Genomic DNA, 16,585 nt, shown 5'->3' on the forward strand with positions numbered 1-16,585 from the left:
CATGCACCGTGACGGCTCCCCCTACGCGTTCGCATTGATTCGCTTTGGGTCCGAACCGCCTGCACCGACCCGGCGCGGGAGCGCGCCCGCCGGGCCGGGGCCGTCACCGGCCGTGCGGGGCGGCAGGTACCGTGGGGAGAACCGATCTCATGAGCCTCCTGACGGGCTGCGTGAACCCAGGAGGAACAAGATGACGACGAACCGCGGACGCAAGGACGTGATCCGGGACCGGATGGAGGCGACCGGCGAGTCGTACAACGTCGCCGCCCGCAACCTGAAGGCGATGAAGGACATGGGCGCCACCGGTGACGCCGTCCGCACCCAGCGCTGGCGGCCCGCCGACTCGCTCGACCTGCCGTGTCCGTGCGGAGGGACGTGCGAGCCCGGCGAGAGGTGCGACCGCTGCCACGCGTGGCACCGGCACGTGGCGCGGGTCCCCGGCAGCCTCACCGAGGTCGAGGTCTGGGCCGACCGCTACGACTGCACCGGCTGCTCGTCCTCGTACACGCTCACCGTCACCCTCCCCGGCCGTCCCTGGGGCATCGCCGAGACGGTCATCCAGGGCGGCTCCGCCGAGCCGGTCGTCCGCGCCCGGGTGTTCCCCGGCGTCGTACACCCGCTGCTGCGCCCCGGGGCCACCGAAGAGGGCTGACGCCCACTCGCCCTGCGGCCGTGCCACGGCGGCCAGTTGGTCCGGACCGGCTGCTACGGTCGGCCGAGCAGCCGGATCATGGGCCGCAGTCCAATCACGGGCAGTCTCCGAAGACGGGCCGGGCCGGTCGGCGAGCAGTACGTCGCGTTCGCGGCGCCGCCACGTCCACGGGCGGCCGCGGACCGGCGGGGAGTGCCGGTTCAGCGGAGAGGGGAAGCACGGTGGGCACCAGCAGCGCCGCGCGGGCATTCATCGGGTCGTTCACCACGGCGGGCGGCCACGGGATCACCGCGGCCGCCGTGGACGAGGAGACGGGCGCGCTCACCCCGCTCGGCGCCTCGGCCGCCGTCCTCAACCCGTCCTTCCTGGCTCCCTCGCCGGACGGAACCGTCCTGTACGCCGTGGGGGAGAGTGCGCAAGGCACCGCGGCCGCGTTCGACATCAGCGGGGCGCTGCCTCGGCGGTTGGGCGAGGCCGTCCCCGTTGGCGGCGCGGGCCCCACCCACCTCGCCCTCGCCGCCGGGCACCTCGTCACCGCCAACTACGACTCGGGGAGCGTCACCGTGCTCCCGGTCCGTCCCGACGGCAGCCTCGGGCCGGCCGCGTCCGTCCTGGAACACCGGGGTTCGGGGCCGGACCCCGACCGCCAACAGGGCCCGCACGCCCACCAGGTGCTCGCGGACCCGAGCGGGCGCTGGGTCGTCAGCGTCGATCTCGGCAGCGACTCCGTACGCGTCTGCGAACTCGCCCCCGACACCGGTGTGCTCCGGCCGCACTCCGAGACCGCGCTGCGGCCCGGCAGCGGCCCACGCCACCTCGCCTTCCACCCCGGGGGGCGGTACGCCTACGTCCTCAACGAGCTGGCGCCGACGCTGGCCGTGTGCCGCTGGGACGCCGGGGCCGGCACCTTCGAACCGCTCGGCGAGAGGCCGGTCGTCGAGGACGGCGCGAGCGGCGAGGCCCACCCGTCCGAAGTGGTCGTCGCGGACGACGGCCGGTTCCTGTGGGCGGCGATCCGCGGGCAGGACTCGATCGCCGTCCTCGCGCTCGACGCGACCGGCGAGAAGCCCGTCCTGGTGGCCACCGTGGACTGTGGCGGGCACTGGCCCCGCGACCTCACCCTGGACCCGTCAGGACGCCGTCTGTACGTCTCCAACGAGCGCTCCGGCGACGTCACCTGGTTCGACATCGACGCGGCCACCGGGATTCCCACCCCGGCCGGCTCGATCGCGGCCCCCGCGGCCTCCTGCGTGGTCTTCTGCTGAGCGCCGTCCGCGACGCGGTGGGGCCCGCACCGGAGATCCGGTGCGGGCCCCACCCGTCATGTCGTACGCGCGGTCAGTGCACCGGCGAGCCCTGCGGCTGCGGGGTGATGCCGAGCGCGGCCGCGTACTGCGAGAGCACCAGCTTGCCGATCGCCGGGTAGGCGCCGAGCGCCTCGGCGACCGCGCATTCGGCCTCCTTCGCGGCGGCGTCGAGCAGACCCTCGGCGATCTCCGGGCCGATCAGGTACGGGGCGACGGCGAGCTGCACCGAACCCGAGCCGCGCAGCTGTGCGGCCATCGCCGCGATCGCGCCCTCCTGGTCCAGGGCGGCGGCCATCACCGGCACGGCGAGCCGCGCGGCGAGCAGCATGCCGGTGATCCCGGCGGCTTGCACGGCCTCCTCGCCGCCGACCGTCGTCAGGATGATCCCGTCGGCGGCGGTCGCGACCGTGAAGAGCCGGGCGCGGTCGGCGCGGGCCAGACCGGCCTCGGAGAGCCGCACGTGCAGGCCCTCGGCGAGCAGCGGGTGCGGGCCAAGCACATCGGTCAGCTCGGCGGCGGCGCGGCTGTCCATGACGGCCTGCCGTATCCGGCGGATCAGGGCGCTGTCGGGGCCCGCGAGCAGCGGCACCACGACGGCGACCGGACCCTGGGGGTCGGCGACCTCGCGGCCGGCCGCGCGCGCCTGCTCGACGCGCGCGGTGCGCTCGGCGGCGGTGCGGGCGAGCACGACATCGAGGGTGGGGTACTCGACGGACTCGGCGTCCTCGCTGTCCAGGTAGCCGATGCGGGCATCGAGGCCGGGCAGCTCGGAGCGGGCGATGCTGGTGACCTCTTCGGCGAGGCTGCGCACAGCCGGGCCGGGAACGCCGGGAACGGCGAGAACGAGCGCGGGCGCGCCCTCCGGAGCAACCACCGGTTCCGGGCGGCGGTGCCGGCCGGACTGACGGGGTCGCGGCATTCGTACGGGCAGGCCGGGTGCTGGCCCAGTGGGGGTGCTCATGCGGCCGCATGCTACTGGTTTTGCGTGGGCGGCTGTTCGGGGAGGGGGCAGCTGAGCGGTATCTGTCCGCATTTACCCGGAGAGTGGCATAAAGATCAACTGCCCTGATCTGTCTCGGCACTCACTCGGTCGGGATCCACAGCATGCGCGGGTCCCGCGGCAGTCGCAGACGGCCCTCGGCCAGCGCGGCCGCGATGAGCAGCGAACCTTCGAGCGGGTCCCCGGCCGCCTCGACCGTGCGCGCGCGGGGCAGTTGCCGCCGGAACTCCTCCCGCACGGGGGCGAGAAGGGGCTCTCCCAGTTTGAACAGGCCGCCCGTGAGCGCCACTTGGCCGTCCTGCCCGCCATCGCCCGGACAGACCGCCGCGGCGCTCGCGGCGATGTGCCGCGCGGCATCCCGCAGGATGCCGGCCGCCACTGGGTCCGTCTTCGCGCAGGCGGCGACCTCGGGCGCGAACGAGGCCAGCACGGCGGGCCGGTCGCTCCGCGGATACAGCAGCCCCGGCAGTTCGCCGGGCGCACCGAACACCGCCTCGACGCGGGCGAGCAGCGCGGCCGAGCCGCCGGGCCGCCCGTCGCGGCGGCGCAGGGCCGCTTCGAGGCCCGCTCGGCCGATCCAGGCGCCGCCGCCGCAGTCCCCGAGCAGATGCCCCCAGCCGTCGGCCCGCCGCCAGTCCGTGAGATCCGTGCCCAGCGCGATCATCCCGGTCCCGGCAGCGACCATCGCGCCCGGCCGCTGGCCGAGCGCACCCGCGTACGCGGTGACGCCATCGGCGGCCAGCGCGATCCTGCGCACCCCGAGCGAACCGGCCAGTGCCCCGGGCAGTTGGGCGCGCAGGTCGTCCCCCAGCGCGACCATCCCGGCCGCGCCGACCGCCGCCGCGACGATCCGGCCGGCCTCGGATCGCACGCTCAACTCATCGACAGCGGGCAGCAGTTGCTCGATGAAGTGTCCTGCGTCGATCCCGCCGGGACCCGTACGCACCGGCTCCTTCGAGACGACCACCTCGGCGACCGCGCCCGGTTCGAGGCGGCGCAGCGCGAACCGCACCCCCGATCCGCCCGAGTCGGCCCCGAGTACCCACACGCGCTCGCCGCCCGTCACAGCGGCCACCGCCGACCCGAGCGGCCGCCCGGGTTCTCGCTCGTACGGCTGAAGGTCACCGGACGCAAGGCAATCCCCTCCTTCGGGGTGACCGGGCGGGCGCTGAGCCGTTCCGCCCGGCCGACTCGACGACTGCGCAGGCCCCGGGGGCCTCGAAGTCTCGGACGAGGGGGAAGAGTAGCGCCGTGAGACGTTGTGGCGGGCGATGGTCGGCTGCTTGTGCACCGCCCTGGCCTGGGCCAGTAGAGTGACGCGTCGTGGCACCACGACCCTTGCATGAACTTGTCGAAGCGGGCTGGGCGAAGGCCCTGGAACCCGCGGCCGGACGCATCGCGGCGATGGGGGACTTCCTCCGGACCGAGATCGCCGCCGGACGGACCTATCTCCCGGCGGGGGCGAACGTGTTGCGGGCCTTCCAGCAGCCCTTCGACGACGTACGCGTCCTGATCGTGGGCCAGGATCCCTATCCCACGCCGGGGATGGCCATCGGCTTGAGCTTCGCGGTCTCGCCCGAGGTGCGGTCGCTGCCGGGCAGCCTGGAGAACATCTTCCGGGAGATGCACTCCGACCTGGGTCTGCCGCGCCCTTCCAACGGAGATCTGACGCCCTGGGCCCGGCAGGGCGTGCTGCTGCTCAACAGGGCGCTGACGACGGCCCCACGCAAGCCGGCCGCCCACCGCGGCAAGGGGTGGGAAGAGGTCACGGAGCAGGCGATCCGGGCGCTGGTCGCGCGCGGCACACCGCTGGTGTCGGTGCTGTGGGGCAGGGACGCCCGCAACCTGCGGCCGCTGCTCGGCGACCTCCCGGCGATCGAATCCGCCCACCCCTCACCGATGTCCGCCGATCGCGGCTTCTTCGGCTCGCGTCCCTTCAGCCGCACCAACGAACTCCTGGAGCGCCAGGGCGCCCAGCCGGTCGACTGGCGACTGCCGTAGCTGCCAAGCGGCCCCGGCGGGGGCCGCGACAGGCTCCCGTGGTGTGTCAGCCGATCACCGCCGCCCGTACGCAGAGCACGTCCGCCAGGTGTGAGGCGAGCAGGCTCCAGCTGTCGCCGTCGTCGGCGCTCGCGTACACCTCTCCGTTGCGGTTGCCGAAGTAGACCCCCGCGGGGTCGGCGTCGTCGGTGCAGAGCGCGTCGCGCAGGACCGTGCCGTAGTGCGGGTCCTGCGGGAGGCCCGCCGAGAGCGCGTCCCAGGTCTTGCCCGCGTCCTCGGTACGGAAGACACGGCACTTGTTGTCCGCCGGGACCCGGTCGGAGTCGGCGGTGATGGGGAAGACGTACGCGGTGCCCGGCCGGCGCGGATGGGTGGCGGCCGCGAAGCCGAAGGTGGACGGCAGCCCGGCGCCGATGTCCGTCCACCGGTCGCCCGCGTCGTCGCTGCGGTACACCCCCCAGTGGTTCTGCAGATACATGCGGTCCGGGTCGCCCGGGTCCTGGGCGATCTTGTGGACGCACTGGCCGAACTCCGGGTTCGGGTCCGGCAGGAACACCGCCGAGACGCCCTTGTTGGCGGGCGCCCAGCTCGCCCCCGCGTCACGGGTGCGGAACACCCCCGCCGTGGAGACCGCCACCGTCAGCGCCCGGCTGTCACGCGGGTCCGTGACGATGGTGTGCAGTCCCTCGCCCCCGCCGCCGGGGACCCATCGGGAGCGGGTCGGATGCTCCCACAGCGGCCGTACGAGCTCGAAGCTCTCCCCGCCGTCCTCGGAACGGAACAGTGCCGCCGGCTCCGTGCCCGCGTACACCACGCCGGGCGCCTCGGGTCCGGCCGGGCGCAGTTGCCACACCCGCTCCAGTGAGGCACCCGTGAACTCGGGGAACTTCACGGCCGGTTGCTTCGGTTCGGTCCAGCTCCGGCCCAGGTCGTCCGAGTGGAACACCGATGGGCCCCAGTGCGCGCTGTCCCCGCCGACGAGCAGTCGGGGCACCGGGCCGTGCCGGGTGTCGATGGCGATGGAATACACCGCCTGGGCGTTGAAGTGAGGCCCGTCGAACTCCCATGTCCCGCCGCGCCTGCGGCCGAGAAAGAGTCCCTTGCGTGTACCCACCGTGAGCAGTACCTCGGTCATGCCGGTCCCTCCAAAACGCCGTTGTTCCGGATAGGGGCCAGTGTGCACCCGGCCACTGACAAAGGCCTCTGAGTGAAGGAAAGCAGCAGTTCAGAGCGGTTCGGTCACGGATGCCACGAGGAGCGGCAGAAACTTCTCGGCCAGTGCCCCGGGCTCCAGGGCCCCCGGTTCCACATAGCTCTGCCCGAGCGCACCCTCACGCAGAGCGATCACGACCCGCAGGAATTCGGTCAGATCTCCGCGCGGCCTGAGACCGACGCGCGCGAGCAGTCCCGCGAGCAGTCCGGCCGCCTCCTCGCGCAGCTTGGCGTCGTGCTCGGCCAGGCGCGCGGCGGCCTCGGGATTGCGGATCGCGTACAGGGTGAACTCGGTCGTCACCAGGAACCAGGTGCGCTCGTCGGGCCCGATGTGAGCGAGCAGCGCGGCGATCCGCGCCACCGACAGGTCGTGGTCCTGTGTGGCCGCGGCCAGCCTGCCGATCCGCTCCAGCTCGCGTTCGGCGTGCGCGTCGAACAGCGCGAAGAAGAGCTCCTCCTTGGAGGAGAAGTTGGAGTAGAAGGCGCCCCGGGTGTATCCGGCACGTCGGCAGACGTCCTCGATCCTGGCCGCGCCGAACCCCGACTCGGCGAACACCTCCAGTGCGGCGTCGAGCAGCCGGGCCAGCGTCTGCGGTCGGCGCTTCGTCGTTCCCTTGGGCACATCCGGCTCCCGGACCCTTGACAGCACATGCGTCCTCGGAAAGCATCCGGACGCGTATCGGATACACGAATGTATCCGATGGTGCTCCCCGGCAGCTCCCTCCAGGAGGAACGCTCATGAGTGACCACGAAACCGCCCCCACGACCGCCCAGGTCATCGCGGGAGCCGCGGGCCCCACGCCCGAAGGGGCCGGTGTTCCGATGCCGCCGGTCTTCGAGGACGCCGAACAGGAGCGCCGCTACCGCAAGGAGCAACTCGCCGCCGGATTCCGGCTGTTCGGTCGCTTCGGATTCTCCGAAGGGGTCGCGGGGCACATCACCGTCCGCGACCCCGAGCACCCCGACCGGTTCTGGGTGAACCCGTTCGGCATGAGCTTCGGCCAGATCAAGGCGTCCGACCTGATCCTCGTCGACCACGACGGCAACCTCCTGCACGGGGCCCGCCCGGTCAACCGCGCCGCGTTCGTCATCCACTCCGAGGTCCACAAGGCCCGCCCCGACGCGATCGCGGCCGCCCACTCGCACTCCCTGCACGGCAAGGCGTTCTCCTCGCTGGGCGTCCCCCTCGACCCGATCACCCAGGACGCCTGCGCGTTCTTCGAGGACCACGGCCTCTACACCGACTACCGGGGCGTGGTCAGCGACGCCGAGGAGGGCAAGCGGATCGGCGCGGCGCTCGGTGCGTACAAGGCGGTGATCCTGCAAAACCACGGGCTGCTGACCGTCGGGCACTCGGTGGCCGAGGCCGTGTGGTGGTTCATCACCATGGAGCGCTCCTGCCAGGCCCAGCTGCTGGCCATGGCTGCCGGCACCCCGAAGCACATCGACCGCGAGACCGCCCTGCGCACCCGGGATCAGCTCGGCGGTCACTTCGCGGGCTGGTTCCAGGCGCAGCCGCTGTACGACCAGATCGCCGCATCCGATCCGGATCATGTCAACTAGCTGATGGAGAAACGCGGGTGAGGCCGGGGTCCGGTATGGCCGAGGGGCCCGTTCATCGAAGTGAACGGGCCCCTCGGACGGCCGACCAGAGGTCAGACCGAGCGGTGGTACTGCTCCGGCACGTGCACCTCGCCGCCCAGTTCACGGGCCGCGTGGCGGGCCCACGACGGGTTGCGCAGGAGTTCGCGGCCCAGCAGGACCGCATCGGCCTCGCCGTTGGCGAGAATCTTCTCGGCCTGCCGGGGTTCGGTGATCAGGCCGACCGCCGCGACCGGCAGCGGGGTCTCCTGCTTTACTCGCGCGGCGAACGGCACCTGGTAGCCGGGCCCGGTCGTGATGCGTACGCCCGAGGCGTTGCCGCCGGACGAGACGTCCAGGAGGTCCACGCCGTGCTCCTTGAGCAGCGCGGCCAGGCGGACCGTCTCATCAGCGGTCCAGCCGCCCTCGTCCAGCCAGTCGGTGGCCGAGACGCGGAAGAACAGCGGCAGTTCCTCGGGCCACACGGCCCGGACGGCGTCGGTGACTTCGAGGGCGAGGCGGGTGCGGTTCTCGAACGAGCCGCCGTACGCGTCGGTGCGCTTGTTGGAGTGGGGCGAGAGGAACTGACCGATCAGATAGCCGTGCGCACCGTGGATCTCGGCCACCTTGAAACCGGCGTCCAGCGCCCGGCGGGCGGCGTCGGCGAACTGGCCCACCACCTCCTGGATTTGATCGACCGTCAGCTCGGTCGGTACGCTGTGGTGCTCGTCCCAGGCGAGGGGGCTCGGGCCGACCGGCTGCCAGCCCTCCTCGCTCTGCGGCTTCAGCGGGGCGCCGCCCAGCCAGGGCCGGTCCGTGGAGGCCTTTCGTCCGGCGTGCGCGATCTGGATGCCCGGGACGGTGCCCTGGCTCCGGAGGAAACGGGTGATCCGGCGGAACGCCTCGACCTGGGTGTCGTTCCAGATGCCCAGGTCCCCGGGGGAGATCCGGCCCTCAGTGCTGACGGCTGTGGCCTCCACGAGGACCAGTCCCGTGCCGCCGGTCGCGCGGGCCGCGTAGTGCGCGAAGTGCCAGTCGGTCGCCACGCCCGCCGCGTCCCCTGAGCTCTCGGCGGAGTACTGGCACATGGGCGCCATCCAGACCCGGTTCGGGAAGGTCAGGGACCGCAGGGTGTAGGGCTCGAAGAGGGCACTCGCAGCAGGCACGGCAGACTCCAGTCGGGGTGGCCCGGGGCGCCGGGGCGGCGCCGGGATCGCTTCGTACGATACTCGTCGTAGTACGGTGGATGTCAAACTACGATGAGTCTCGTACAATGGCTGTCGTGACCACCGCAACGAACACCCGTGAACTCGCCCACCCGGCGCGCGAGGAGATCCGCCTGGAGTGCGTGCTGCACGCGCTGTCCGATCCGATGCGCATGCGGGTGGTCCGGGCGCTCGCGACGGCCGAAGGAGAGCTCTCCTGCTCGCACTTCGTGCTGCCCGTCACCAAGTCCACGACCACCCACCACTTCCGCGTGCTGCGCGAGAGCGGTGTGATCCAGCAGGTCTACCGGGGCACCGCGAAGATGAACGGCCTGCGCCGGGCGGACCTGGACGCGCTCTTCCCCGGCCTGCTCGACAGCATCCTCGGCGCGGCCGACCGTGAGGCGCAGCGGCTCGGCGACGAGGCCTGACCCGGCCGGGCAGGCGACGTGGTGCGGCGCGCTCCCGCCCCATCGCCCCCGTGTCACCCCTGCCGCGGCGCGGCTGCCGACAGCAGTCCCGCCCAGTCGGCGATCTTCACGGAGCGGCGTCCCAGCGAGCGACCGAGTTCGGCTTCGGCGCGTTCGATCGCCAGCCAGCCCTGCCAGGTCACCGGGTGCAGCCCCAACTCCCGCATGGCGTCGAGCGGTTCGCTCGGGACCTGACGCAGCGCGAGCCGGGGCGCGTCCTGGAGGAGGGAGGCGACCGTCTCCTTCGCGCAGGGCCGGTTGGTGCCGATCACGCCCGTCGGCCCGCGTTTGATCCAGCCCGCCACGTACTCGCCCGGCGACGGCGCCCCCGCGCGCAGCACCCGGCCCGCGGCGTGCGGCACCGTCCCGGACACCGGGTCGAACGGCAGGCCATCCGGCGGCATCCCGCGGTAGCCGACCGCCCGAAGCACCAGCTGGGCGTCGATCTCCTCGTACACCCCGGTGCCCACCACCCCGCCCGATCCGTCCGGCGCGGTCCGCTCGAAACGCACCGCGCCCACCCGGCCCGCACGCGCGAGGATCTCGACGGGGCGCAGATAGAACCTCAGCCGCAGCAGGCGGGCGGCGGGTCGCGGTGGGCGCCCTACCCAGCCCCGCAGCACCTCCACGTTGCGCCGCACGGGCGCCGGCAGCGCGGCCGGATCGGCGAAGTCCGGGTCGAGGGTCAGCTCGTCCTCGGCCACCGTCACGTCGGCGCCCGGCAGTGCGCCCAGCTCGCGCAGCTCCTTGGTGGTGAACCGGGCCTGCGAGGGGCCGCGCCGGGCCGCCATGTGCACCTCGCGCACCCGGCTGACGGCGAGCGCGCCGAGCGCGGCGTGCGGCACATCGGTCGGCCGCAGCTCATCGGCGCCGCGGACCAGCATCCGCGCGACGTCGACCGCCACGTTGCCCGCGCCGATCACCACCGCCGAACGGGCGCCCAGGGCAAAGCCGTTGGGGTCGGCATCGGGGTGCGCGCTGTACCAGGAGACGAACTCGGTGGCGGAGAAGCTGCCCGGCAGCTCCTCGCCCGGAATGCCGAGGTGCCGGTCGGTCTTCGCGCCGACGCAGTACACCACCGCGTGGTAGAGCCGCAGAAGCAGCTCGGGCGGCACGCCGCCGGGGCCCACCTCGACATGTCCGAGGAAGCGGACCCGGTCGTCCTCCAGGACCGTGCGCAGATTGTTCTGGAGCGACTTGATCTTCTCGTGGTCCGGTGCGACGCCGTAGCGGACGAGACCGTACGGGCAGGGCAGCCGGTCCAGGACGTCCACCCGCACGCCGGCCACCGCGCTCTGCTCCACCAGGCCCTGGGCGGTGTAGACCCCGCTCGGCCCGGACCCGACGACGGCGATGCGCAGCATGGCGGGCACTCCTCAAGAAGGTGAACCGCAGAAGACCGCAGTGGACCTTCAGGATGCCACCGGCGCGCACCGCCGGACAGATGGCTGCCGCCGGTCAGGTGCCCTGCTCGGGCGGTACGCCCATCTCCCAGTCGAGTCCGTAGCGCTGGAACAGCTCGGCCCGCAACTTGCCCGTGTCCATCGGCGCGCCCGGCAGCAGTGCGGCGAACACCGCGCCCATCAGGTTGGCGCGCAGCAGCGGGTAGTCGGCGTCCACGTCGGGCGAGCCGTACCGGTGGACCGTGTCCCGCAGCAGGGCCGCGAGCCGCTGCTGCTCGGGGCACTGCACGAAGCCCTGGGCCTGGAGAATGCCCGCCATGTGCGCCCGCATGAGGACCGGCTGGTCCCGCGAGAGCCCGAGGATCGCGTCGATCGCACGCGCCAGGCGCTCCCTGCCGTCGGCGGTCCGCGGCTCGCGCTCCAGGCCCGCCTCCAGGCTCAGATGCATGAGGCGGTGCACGGCGGTCTGGAGCAACTGCCGCTTGCCCGGGAAGTAGTACGAGACGAGACCGCGGGCCGAACCGGCCCGGTCCGCGATAGCGCCGAGCGTCGTCGCCTCGTAGCCGCGTTCCGCCACCAGTTCCACCGTGGCTTGCAGCAGCCGCTCGCGAGAACGTCTGCGCAACTCTTCATTGACCGATGCGCTGCGCGGGGACATGCTGTAACTCCTGCGTTGACTGGCTGAGAGCCAATATACTCAGGCTGTCGCGGGACGATACCCCTACGCGGGGGCCGGCCCGCGAACGGGCTGCTCGTTCGGGGTGACGCGGGGGATCACCCCGGACGGGTAGCCCCTTGACCGCCGGTCAGCGGCCTTCCCCGGCCAGCGCGAGCACCGCCCGCAGAGCCTCCGGACGCTCGTCCACCGGCAGATGGTCCACGAAGTGCACCGCGCAGCCGAGCGCCGCGGCCCCGCCGTCCGCACGCCGGTCGTCACCGACCATCAGCACCTCCCGGGGATCCTGCCCCAGCGCGTCACAGGCCAGCTGGAACAGCCGCTCGTGTGGCTTTTGCACCGCGTGCTCGAAGGACAGCAGGTACGCGTCCACGAAAGAGTCCAGGCCGTGCGCGCGAAAGACCGGCCGCAGGTCCCAGCCGATGTTGCTGACGACGGCGACGGGGATGCCCCGCTCCCGCAACCCGGCGAGCACCGCCTTCGTGTCGGGGTACGGGCGCCAGGCCGCCGGGGTCATGTGGCGTTCGTAGAGCAGGTCGTACAGGCGCGGATCGGGCAGCGCCACCTGGCGCGCGAGAGCGGTGTACGTCTCGCGGTGGAGCTCGGTGCTCCGGTCGCGCACGGGCCACAGCTCCGCCAGGTGCTCGGGCAGGCGGAGCGGATTGGCGCCGCCGGGCAGCGCTCCCGCCTCCTCCAACTCCCTTGCACGCATGGCGAGTTCGTCGTCCGGCAATGTGATGCCGCAGGAGTCGAGCACGGCGGAGAGCCAGTCGCCGACCGGTTCGATGCGAAACAGGGTCCCGGAGAAGTCGAAGAGAACGCCCTTGATCGTCATGATCGCGATCCTCGCGCGCTCACCCGCGTCGGTTCAAGGCCCATCGCTCGTGGGCCGCCGCGCTGAGCGTGACGACCGCCACACCGATCAGCCAGCCGCCCACCACGTCCGAGAGCCAGTGCACCCCCAGGAACAGCCGGGTGAACCCCACGCCCAGTGCACAGAGGGCCCCGGCCGCGAGCACGCCCCGGCGGGCCCGGGGTCCGGCCCCGTACAGGGCGAGCAGCCACACCAGGAGCCCGAAGGCGACCGTCACGCTCAGCGCGTGGCCGGAGGGGAAGGCGGAGTAGCCGGCCGAGTCCACCGGGTCCGGCCAGCGCGGCCGGTCCCGCCCGACGGCCGCCTTCACCCCTTGCTGAACGGCCGTGCCGATCGCGCTCGTTGCTGCCACCCACAGCGCCACGAGCCGCTCGCCGCGCCACAGCAGCACCCCGACGACGACCGCGAGCAGGGCCCGCATCGCCCACGGGTCCCACACCCAGTCGGTCAGCACCCGGTTGACACGGGTGAGTCCGGGGTCGGCGACCGCTTCCCGGTGCAGCCCCTCCGCGACCGCACGGTCCAGGGACATCAGCGGACCCCACGCGGCCACGACCAGGGCCAGGAGCAGCGTGGCGAGGGCGAGGCAGACGATGCCGACGCGCAGGGGAGCGGTGGGACGGGTGCGGGTGCGGGGCACGACGGGAGCGAGCTGCATGGGGAGGATCCAAGCCGACGCCGCCCGGTACGGCTAGCCCAGGGCGCGCAGTCCCGGTACGAGAGCCACCAGGAGCGGCACCGCCGGAACGAGCGCGGCGTACGCGGTCAGCCGCAGCCGGTGGGCCGCCGTCAGCCTCGGAGCCGCCGACAGGAGCCGGTGCACGCGCTGGGGGAGCTGGCCGTCCGGGGCGGGGCAGGGCCCGAACACCCCGCGGTGCTCGTTGAGTTCGACCAGGGCCAGCGCGATCGTGAGGCGGCCGAAGCGGCGGGAGGCCACGTCGTCGGCGGCCAGCTCCACCAGGCGGTGCATCTCGTCGCGGAACGCCGCGAACACCGGCACCTGGGGGAAACCCCGGGCGAGGGCGCCCGAGCAGTGCAGCAGCCAGTCGTGCCGGGCCCGCGCGTGCCCCACCTCGTGGGCGAGCACCGCGTCGAGCTGACGGCCCTTCAGACGCTGAAGTGCCGCTGTAGTGATGACCAGTTGAGGGGTCTGGCCAGGCAGCCACCAGGCGTCCGGCCGCGCGGCCTCCAGCACCACCAGGCGCTCACCCGAGGGTTCCTCGCCGGGCAGCAGGGGCGAGCGCAGCCGCAGCTCGGCGCGGCTGCGGTGACGGCGCGCCCAGCTGTCCCGGATCTCCCGGGTGAGCATCGCCCCGGTCCAGGCGCCACCGAGGAACAGCACCACCGCCAGCGCCGCCGACCAGGGGCCGTACGGCCCCAGCGCGTACGCCTCGACGACGGCCCGGGGCGCGGACGCGAAGACCTGGCCGCGCACGGTCTGCCAGGCCGACGCGGCACTGAACACCATCGCGAGCCCGAAGCAGAGCAGCACCGCGGCCACCACGCACTGCCACACCCACAGGGCCACCACCGGCTCGCGCTCGACCCAGTCGGCGCGGGCGAGCAGTCGCGGGGCGGCGACGGCGGACACCAGGCCGAGCACCAGCAACGCGAGGGAGACCGTCATGGCTTCAGCCTATGAGCGGGCCCGCCGTCATAGGTATGGCCGGAGACGCCAAGTGACGTACGCCACGGCGCCCACCGCGCGGCGGGCTCGGGCGCGCCGGGCCGCTCAGACGGCGATCAGCATCGCGAGCATGGCGATGCCCATCGACAGGCGGCAGGCCAGTGCCAGTTCCGGCCGTGCTCCCCACGAGACGGCCCCGCTCGGGGCACCGCCGGCCGCGACCGGCAGCAGCCGCACCCCCGTCGAGAGCACATAGGCCGCGAAGTACAGCAGCAGCACTCCGGTCAGCGCCGGCACCCCGCCCGCGGTGTGCCCCGTGTGGCCGGCGTGCGCGGCGTCCCCGGCCGCCGGCACCATCGCGAGCGCCATGTAGACCATCGCAAGCGAGCCCACCGCGTGGTGCAGATGGTGCGCCGCTCCCCGGGCCAGCCACAGCGCCCGCAGCGCGGCACCGCCGAAGACCACCGCGTACGCGCTCAGGATCCAGGGCGGGGGCGCGAGGAACGCGGCTGGAACGGCCATCGCGGCCATGCCGAACCCCATCACGGCCTCACCCCCCGCCGCACTGCGCGCCGTCGGCGAACCGCTGCGCATCCGCAGCAGACAGTACGAACCGGTCGCCGCGCACAGCGCGACGAGCAGCCAGCCGGGCACCACCGGACCGTGCACGGAGTACCTCCCCCGCTCGACGTCTCGCCCTGCCGACAAGTCGATGCCCGCGCTCGGCGCGGCATACGCGGGCGCGCGGACACACAAGGGGAGCGCGTAGGGGATCTCCACCGGTCAGAAGCCGTCCCAACCGGTCGGGGCGCCGGGCCTCAGGGGCGGAAGCGCATCGGATGGTCGGCGGGGACCTCCACGACCGCGATGCGGACGCCGTCCGGGTCCGCGATCCACATCTCGACCAGCCCCCACGGCTCACGCACCGGCGGCCGCACGATCGGCACGCCCCGGCCCCTCAGCTCCTCGTGCGCCTGCTCGGCGTCGGCGACCTGGAGCCACAGCTGAAGACCCGGCGCCGACGGGTGGTCAGAGCGCCCCGACACCTCAAGGAACCCGCCGCCCAGGAAGTACACCGTGCCGCGCTCCGGCCCCGTACCGAACTCGCGGTAGACCGCGAGGCCGAGCTGCTCGCCGTAGAAGGCGCGCGAACGCTCGGGGTCGGTGGGACGCAGGAGGGTCCGGCTGCTCAGTACGTGCACCATGGAAAGGCACCCTAACCGCCGGGTTAGGCTCGTCGGGGCCGCAGCGCAACCGAATCCTGGGGAGAGGGCACACGATGGACACCACCAGCCGGACCGACGGAGAGCTGACCTACCGGGACGCCACCGAAGCAGACGTCGAGGCGCTGGTGCCGCTCATCGAGTCGGCCTACCGCGGGGACTCCAGCCGCACCGGCTGGACCACCGAGGCCGACATCCTCCAGGGACAGCGCACGGACCCGGAAGGCGTCCGCGCCGTCATCGCGACGCCGGGCAGCCGACTGCTCACGGTGGCCCGGGACGGCGTCCTCGTCGCCTGCTGCCAGCTGGAGCACCGCGGCGACGCGGCCTACTTCGGGATGTTCGCGGTCTCTCCCGCCCTCCAGGGAGCGGGACTTGGCAAGCAGATCATCGCCGAGGCGGAGCGCACCGCCAAGGCCGAGTGGGGCGTCAGTGAGATGCACATGACCGTGATCTCGGTGCGCGACGAGCTGATCGCGTTCTACGAGCGGCGCGGCTACCGCCGTACGGGAAAGATGACGCCCTTCCCGTACGGCGACGAGCGCTTCGGGGTACCGCAGCGCAACGACCTCGAATTCGAGCTGCTGGTCAAGCAGCTGGACTGAAGCGCGTTACGCGGTGAAGCGGCCGGTGCGGCGGATCTCCGGGTAGTCGGTCGTCGCGCCGTCCAGTTCGAGGGCGCGCACCAGCCGCAGCTGCTCCTGGGTGTTCACCGTCCAGCCGATCACCTTGAGACCCGCGGCGTGGGCCTGCTGGACGGTCTCCAGGGTGAGCCGGTGGATGCTCAGCACCAGGGTCTTCGCGCCGACGGCCCTGGCCCGGTCCAAGAGGTCGGGCCCCCAGCTGTCGTCGACGAGCCCGGTGCGCACCCCCGGCACCAGCACGGCGATCTCGGCGAGCGCTTCGTCGTGGAACGACAGGACCTCGACGCGGCTCACCAGATCGCGCCGCAGCATCACCTCCGCGAGTGTGCGTGCCGCGGCGACGTCCTTGATCTCCGCCTGGATCGGGGTCTTCACCGCGTCCAGGACTTCCTCGAACACGGGGACGCGTTCGCCCTGGCCCGCGTCCAGCTCGCGCAGTTCGGCGAGGGTCAGTTCACCGATCGGGCCGTTCCCGTCCGTGGTGCGATCGACCTCGGCGTCGTGCATGACGACCAGGGCGCCGTCCTTGCTGAGGTGCAGATCCAGTTCGATGACGTCCATGCCCGCGCGTTCTGCGCGGACGAAGGAACGCAGGGTGTTCTCCGGTTCGACACCCATGATCCCGCGATGACCGATGGTGAGGAACGTCAAGACAGGCCTCGCTTCCGTCGACGGCGGTATTGCGCGCGATGCAGTCCCGTGCGCACGCG

The 16,585-nt window shown here is 72.7% G+C and carries 19 protein-coding genes; 6 read left to right on the forward strand and 13 right to left on the reverse strand.

Translation table 11 applies throughout. The annotated features are described in order from the left end of the window. Positions 1 to 190 precede the first annotated feature (190 nt). Together OG522_RS32030 and OG522_RS32035 are read left to right on the forward strand one after the other, a co-directional pair. A complete protein-coding gene (locus OG522_RS32030) occupies positions 191 to 652 on the forward strand; it encodes a hypothetical protein (protein ID WP_329466528.1) in 462 nt (153 codons plus the stop codon). A 221-nt stretch (positions 653 to 873) separates the two neighbouring features. After that, positions 874 to 1,917 (forward strand): lactonase family protein, encoded by a 1,044-nt coding sequence (locus OG522_RS32035; RefSeq protein ID WP_329466529.1) that lies wholly within the window; start codon positions 874 to 876, stop codon positions 1,915 to 1,917. Between the two features lie 73 nt (positions 1,918 to 1,990). Here OG522_RS32035 and OG522_RS32040 read toward each other — a convergent pair whose 3' ends face one another. Next, entirely contained in the window at positions 1,991 to 2,920 is a 930-nt protein-coding gene (locus OG522_RS32040) for a sirohydrochlorin chelatase (protein ID WP_329466530.1), read from the reverse strand. Positions 2,921 to 3,041: 121 nt separating this feature from the next. Next, on the reverse strand, positions 3,042 to 4,025 hold the full coding sequence (locus tag OG522_RS32045) for an N-acetylglucosamine kinase (RefSeq protein ID WP_329467816.1): 984 nt from the start codon (positions 4,023 to 4,025) through the stop codon (positions 3,042 to 3,044). Between the two features lie 257 nt (positions 4,026 to 4,282). On the opposite strand from OG522_RS32045, the gene OG522_RS32050 reads away from it, so the two are divergent. Then, on the forward strand, positions 4,283 to 4,960 hold the full coding sequence (locus OG522_RS32050; protein ID WP_329466531.1) for a uracil-DNA glycosylase: 678 nt from the start codon (positions 4,283 to 4,285) through the stop codon (positions 4,958 to 4,960). A gap of 46 nt (positions 4,961 to 5,006) precedes the next feature. Here the strand turns inward: OG522_RS32050 and OG522_RS32055 are convergent, their stop codons facing one another. Continuing rightward, on the reverse strand, positions 5,007 to 6,095 hold the full coding sequence (locus OG522_RS32055; RefSeq protein WP_329466532.1) for a WD40/YVTN/BNR-like repeat-containing protein: 1,089 nt from the start codon (positions 6,093 to 6,095) through the stop codon (positions 5,007 to 5,009). Between the two features lie 90 nt (positions 6,096 to 6,185). After that, the gene (locus OG522_RS32060) at positions 6,186 to 6,794 is read right to left on the reverse strand and encodes a TetR/AcrR family transcriptional regulator (RefSeq protein ID WP_329466533.1); all 609 of its coding nucleotides are present in this window, start codon (positions 6,792 to 6,794) and stop codon (positions 6,186 to 6,188) included. A gap of 116 nt (positions 6,795 to 6,910) precedes the next feature. On the opposite strand from OG522_RS32060, the gene OG522_RS32065 reads away from it, so the two are divergent. Next, the gene (locus OG522_RS32065) at positions 6,911 to 7,735 is read left to right on the forward strand and encodes a class II aldolase/adducin family protein (protein ID WP_329466534.1); all 825 of its coding nucleotides are present in this window, start codon (positions 6,911 to 6,913) and stop codon (positions 7,733 to 7,735) included. A 92-nt stretch (positions 7,736 to 7,827) separates the two neighbouring features. Here OG522_RS32065 and OG522_RS32070 read toward each other — a convergent pair whose 3' ends face one another. After that, the gene (locus OG522_RS32070) at positions 7,828 to 8,919 is read right to left on the reverse strand and encodes an NADH:flavin oxidoreductase/NADH oxidase (RefSeq protein WP_329466535.1); all 1,092 of its coding nucleotides are present in this window, start codon (positions 8,917 to 8,919) and stop codon (positions 7,828 to 7,830) included. Positions 8,920 to 9,026: 107 nt separating this feature from the next. Between OG522_RS32070 and OG522_RS32075 the strand changes: the two genes are divergently transcribed. Next, positions 9,027 to 9,389 (forward strand): ArsR/SmtB family transcription factor, encoded by a 363-nt coding sequence (locus OG522_RS32075; RefSeq protein ID WP_329466536.1) that lies wholly within the window; start codon positions 9,027 to 9,029, stop codon positions 9,387 to 9,389. Between the two features lie 53 nt (positions 9,390 to 9,442). Here OG522_RS32075 and OG522_RS32080 read toward each other — a convergent pair whose 3' ends face one another. The 7 genes from OG522_RS32080 to OG522_RS32110 form a co-directional block, all read right to left on the reverse strand. Further along, positions 9,443 to 10,792: an FAD-dependent oxidoreductase gene (locus OG522_RS32080; RefSeq protein WP_329466537.1), complete on the reverse strand. Its 1,350-nt coding sequence runs from the start codon at positions 10,790 to 10,792 to the stop codon at positions 9,443 to 9,445. A gap of 94 nt (positions 10,793 to 10,886) precedes the next feature. Further along, on the reverse strand, positions 10,887 to 11,489 hold the full coding sequence (locus OG522_RS32085) for a TetR/AcrR family transcriptional regulator (RefSeq protein WP_329466538.1): 603 nt from the start codon (positions 11,487 to 11,489) through the stop codon (positions 10,887 to 10,889). 148 nt (positions 11,490 to 11,637) lie between these two features. Further along, entirely contained in the window at positions 11,638 to 12,342 is a 705-nt protein-coding gene (locus OG522_RS32090) for an HAD family hydrolase (RefSeq protein WP_329466539.1), read from the reverse strand. Between the two features lie 19 nt (positions 12,343 to 12,361). Then, positions 12,362 to 13,039, reverse strand: a complete 678-nt coding sequence (locus OG522_RS32095) for a phosphatase PAP2 family protein (RefSeq protein WP_329466540.1) — start codon at positions 13,037 to 13,039, stop codon at positions 12,362 to 12,364. A gap of 33 nt (positions 13,040 to 13,072) precedes the next feature. Continuing rightward, entirely contained in the window at positions 13,073 to 14,008 is a 936-nt protein-coding gene (locus OG522_RS32100; protein ID WP_329466541.1) for a M56 family metallopeptidase, read from the reverse strand. A gap of 105 nt (positions 14,009 to 14,113) precedes the next feature. Next, positions 14,114 to 14,677 carry a DUF5134 domain-containing protein gene (locus OG522_RS32105; RefSeq protein ID WP_329466542.1) on the reverse strand — a complete coding sequence of 188 codons (564 nt, stop codon included), beginning with the start codon at positions 14,675 to 14,677 and terminating at the stop codon, positions 14,114 to 14,116. Positions 14,678 to 14,826: 149 nt separating this feature from the next. After that, positions 14,827 to 15,213 (reverse strand): VOC family protein, encoded by a 387-nt coding sequence (locus tag OG522_RS32110; RefSeq protein ID WP_329466543.1) that lies wholly within the window; start codon positions 15,211 to 15,213, stop codon positions 14,827 to 14,829. Between the two features lie 74 nt (positions 15,214 to 15,287). On the opposite strand from OG522_RS32110, the gene OG522_RS32115 reads away from it, so the two are divergent. Next, on the forward strand, positions 15,288 to 15,836 hold the full coding sequence (locus OG522_RS32115) for a GNAT family N-acetyltransferase (RefSeq protein ID WP_329466544.1): 549 nt from the start codon (positions 15,288 to 15,290) through the stop codon (positions 15,834 to 15,836). Between the two features lie 6 nt (positions 15,837 to 15,842). Here the strand turns inward: OG522_RS32115 and OG522_RS32120 are convergent, their stop codons facing one another. Further along, positions 15,843 to 16,526, reverse strand: coding sequence for a glycerophosphodiester phosphodiesterase (locus tag OG522_RS32120; protein ID WP_329466545.1), 684 nt, complete (start codon positions 16,524 to 16,526; stop codon positions 15,843 to 15,845). Positions 16,527 to 16,585 lie beyond the last annotated feature (59 nt).

Origin of the sequence: Streptomyces sp. NBC_01431 (assembly GCF_036231355.1) — a bacterium.
Taxonomy (GTDB): domain Bacteria; phylum Actinomycetota; class Actinomycetes; order Streptomycetales; family Streptomycetaceae; genus Streptomyces.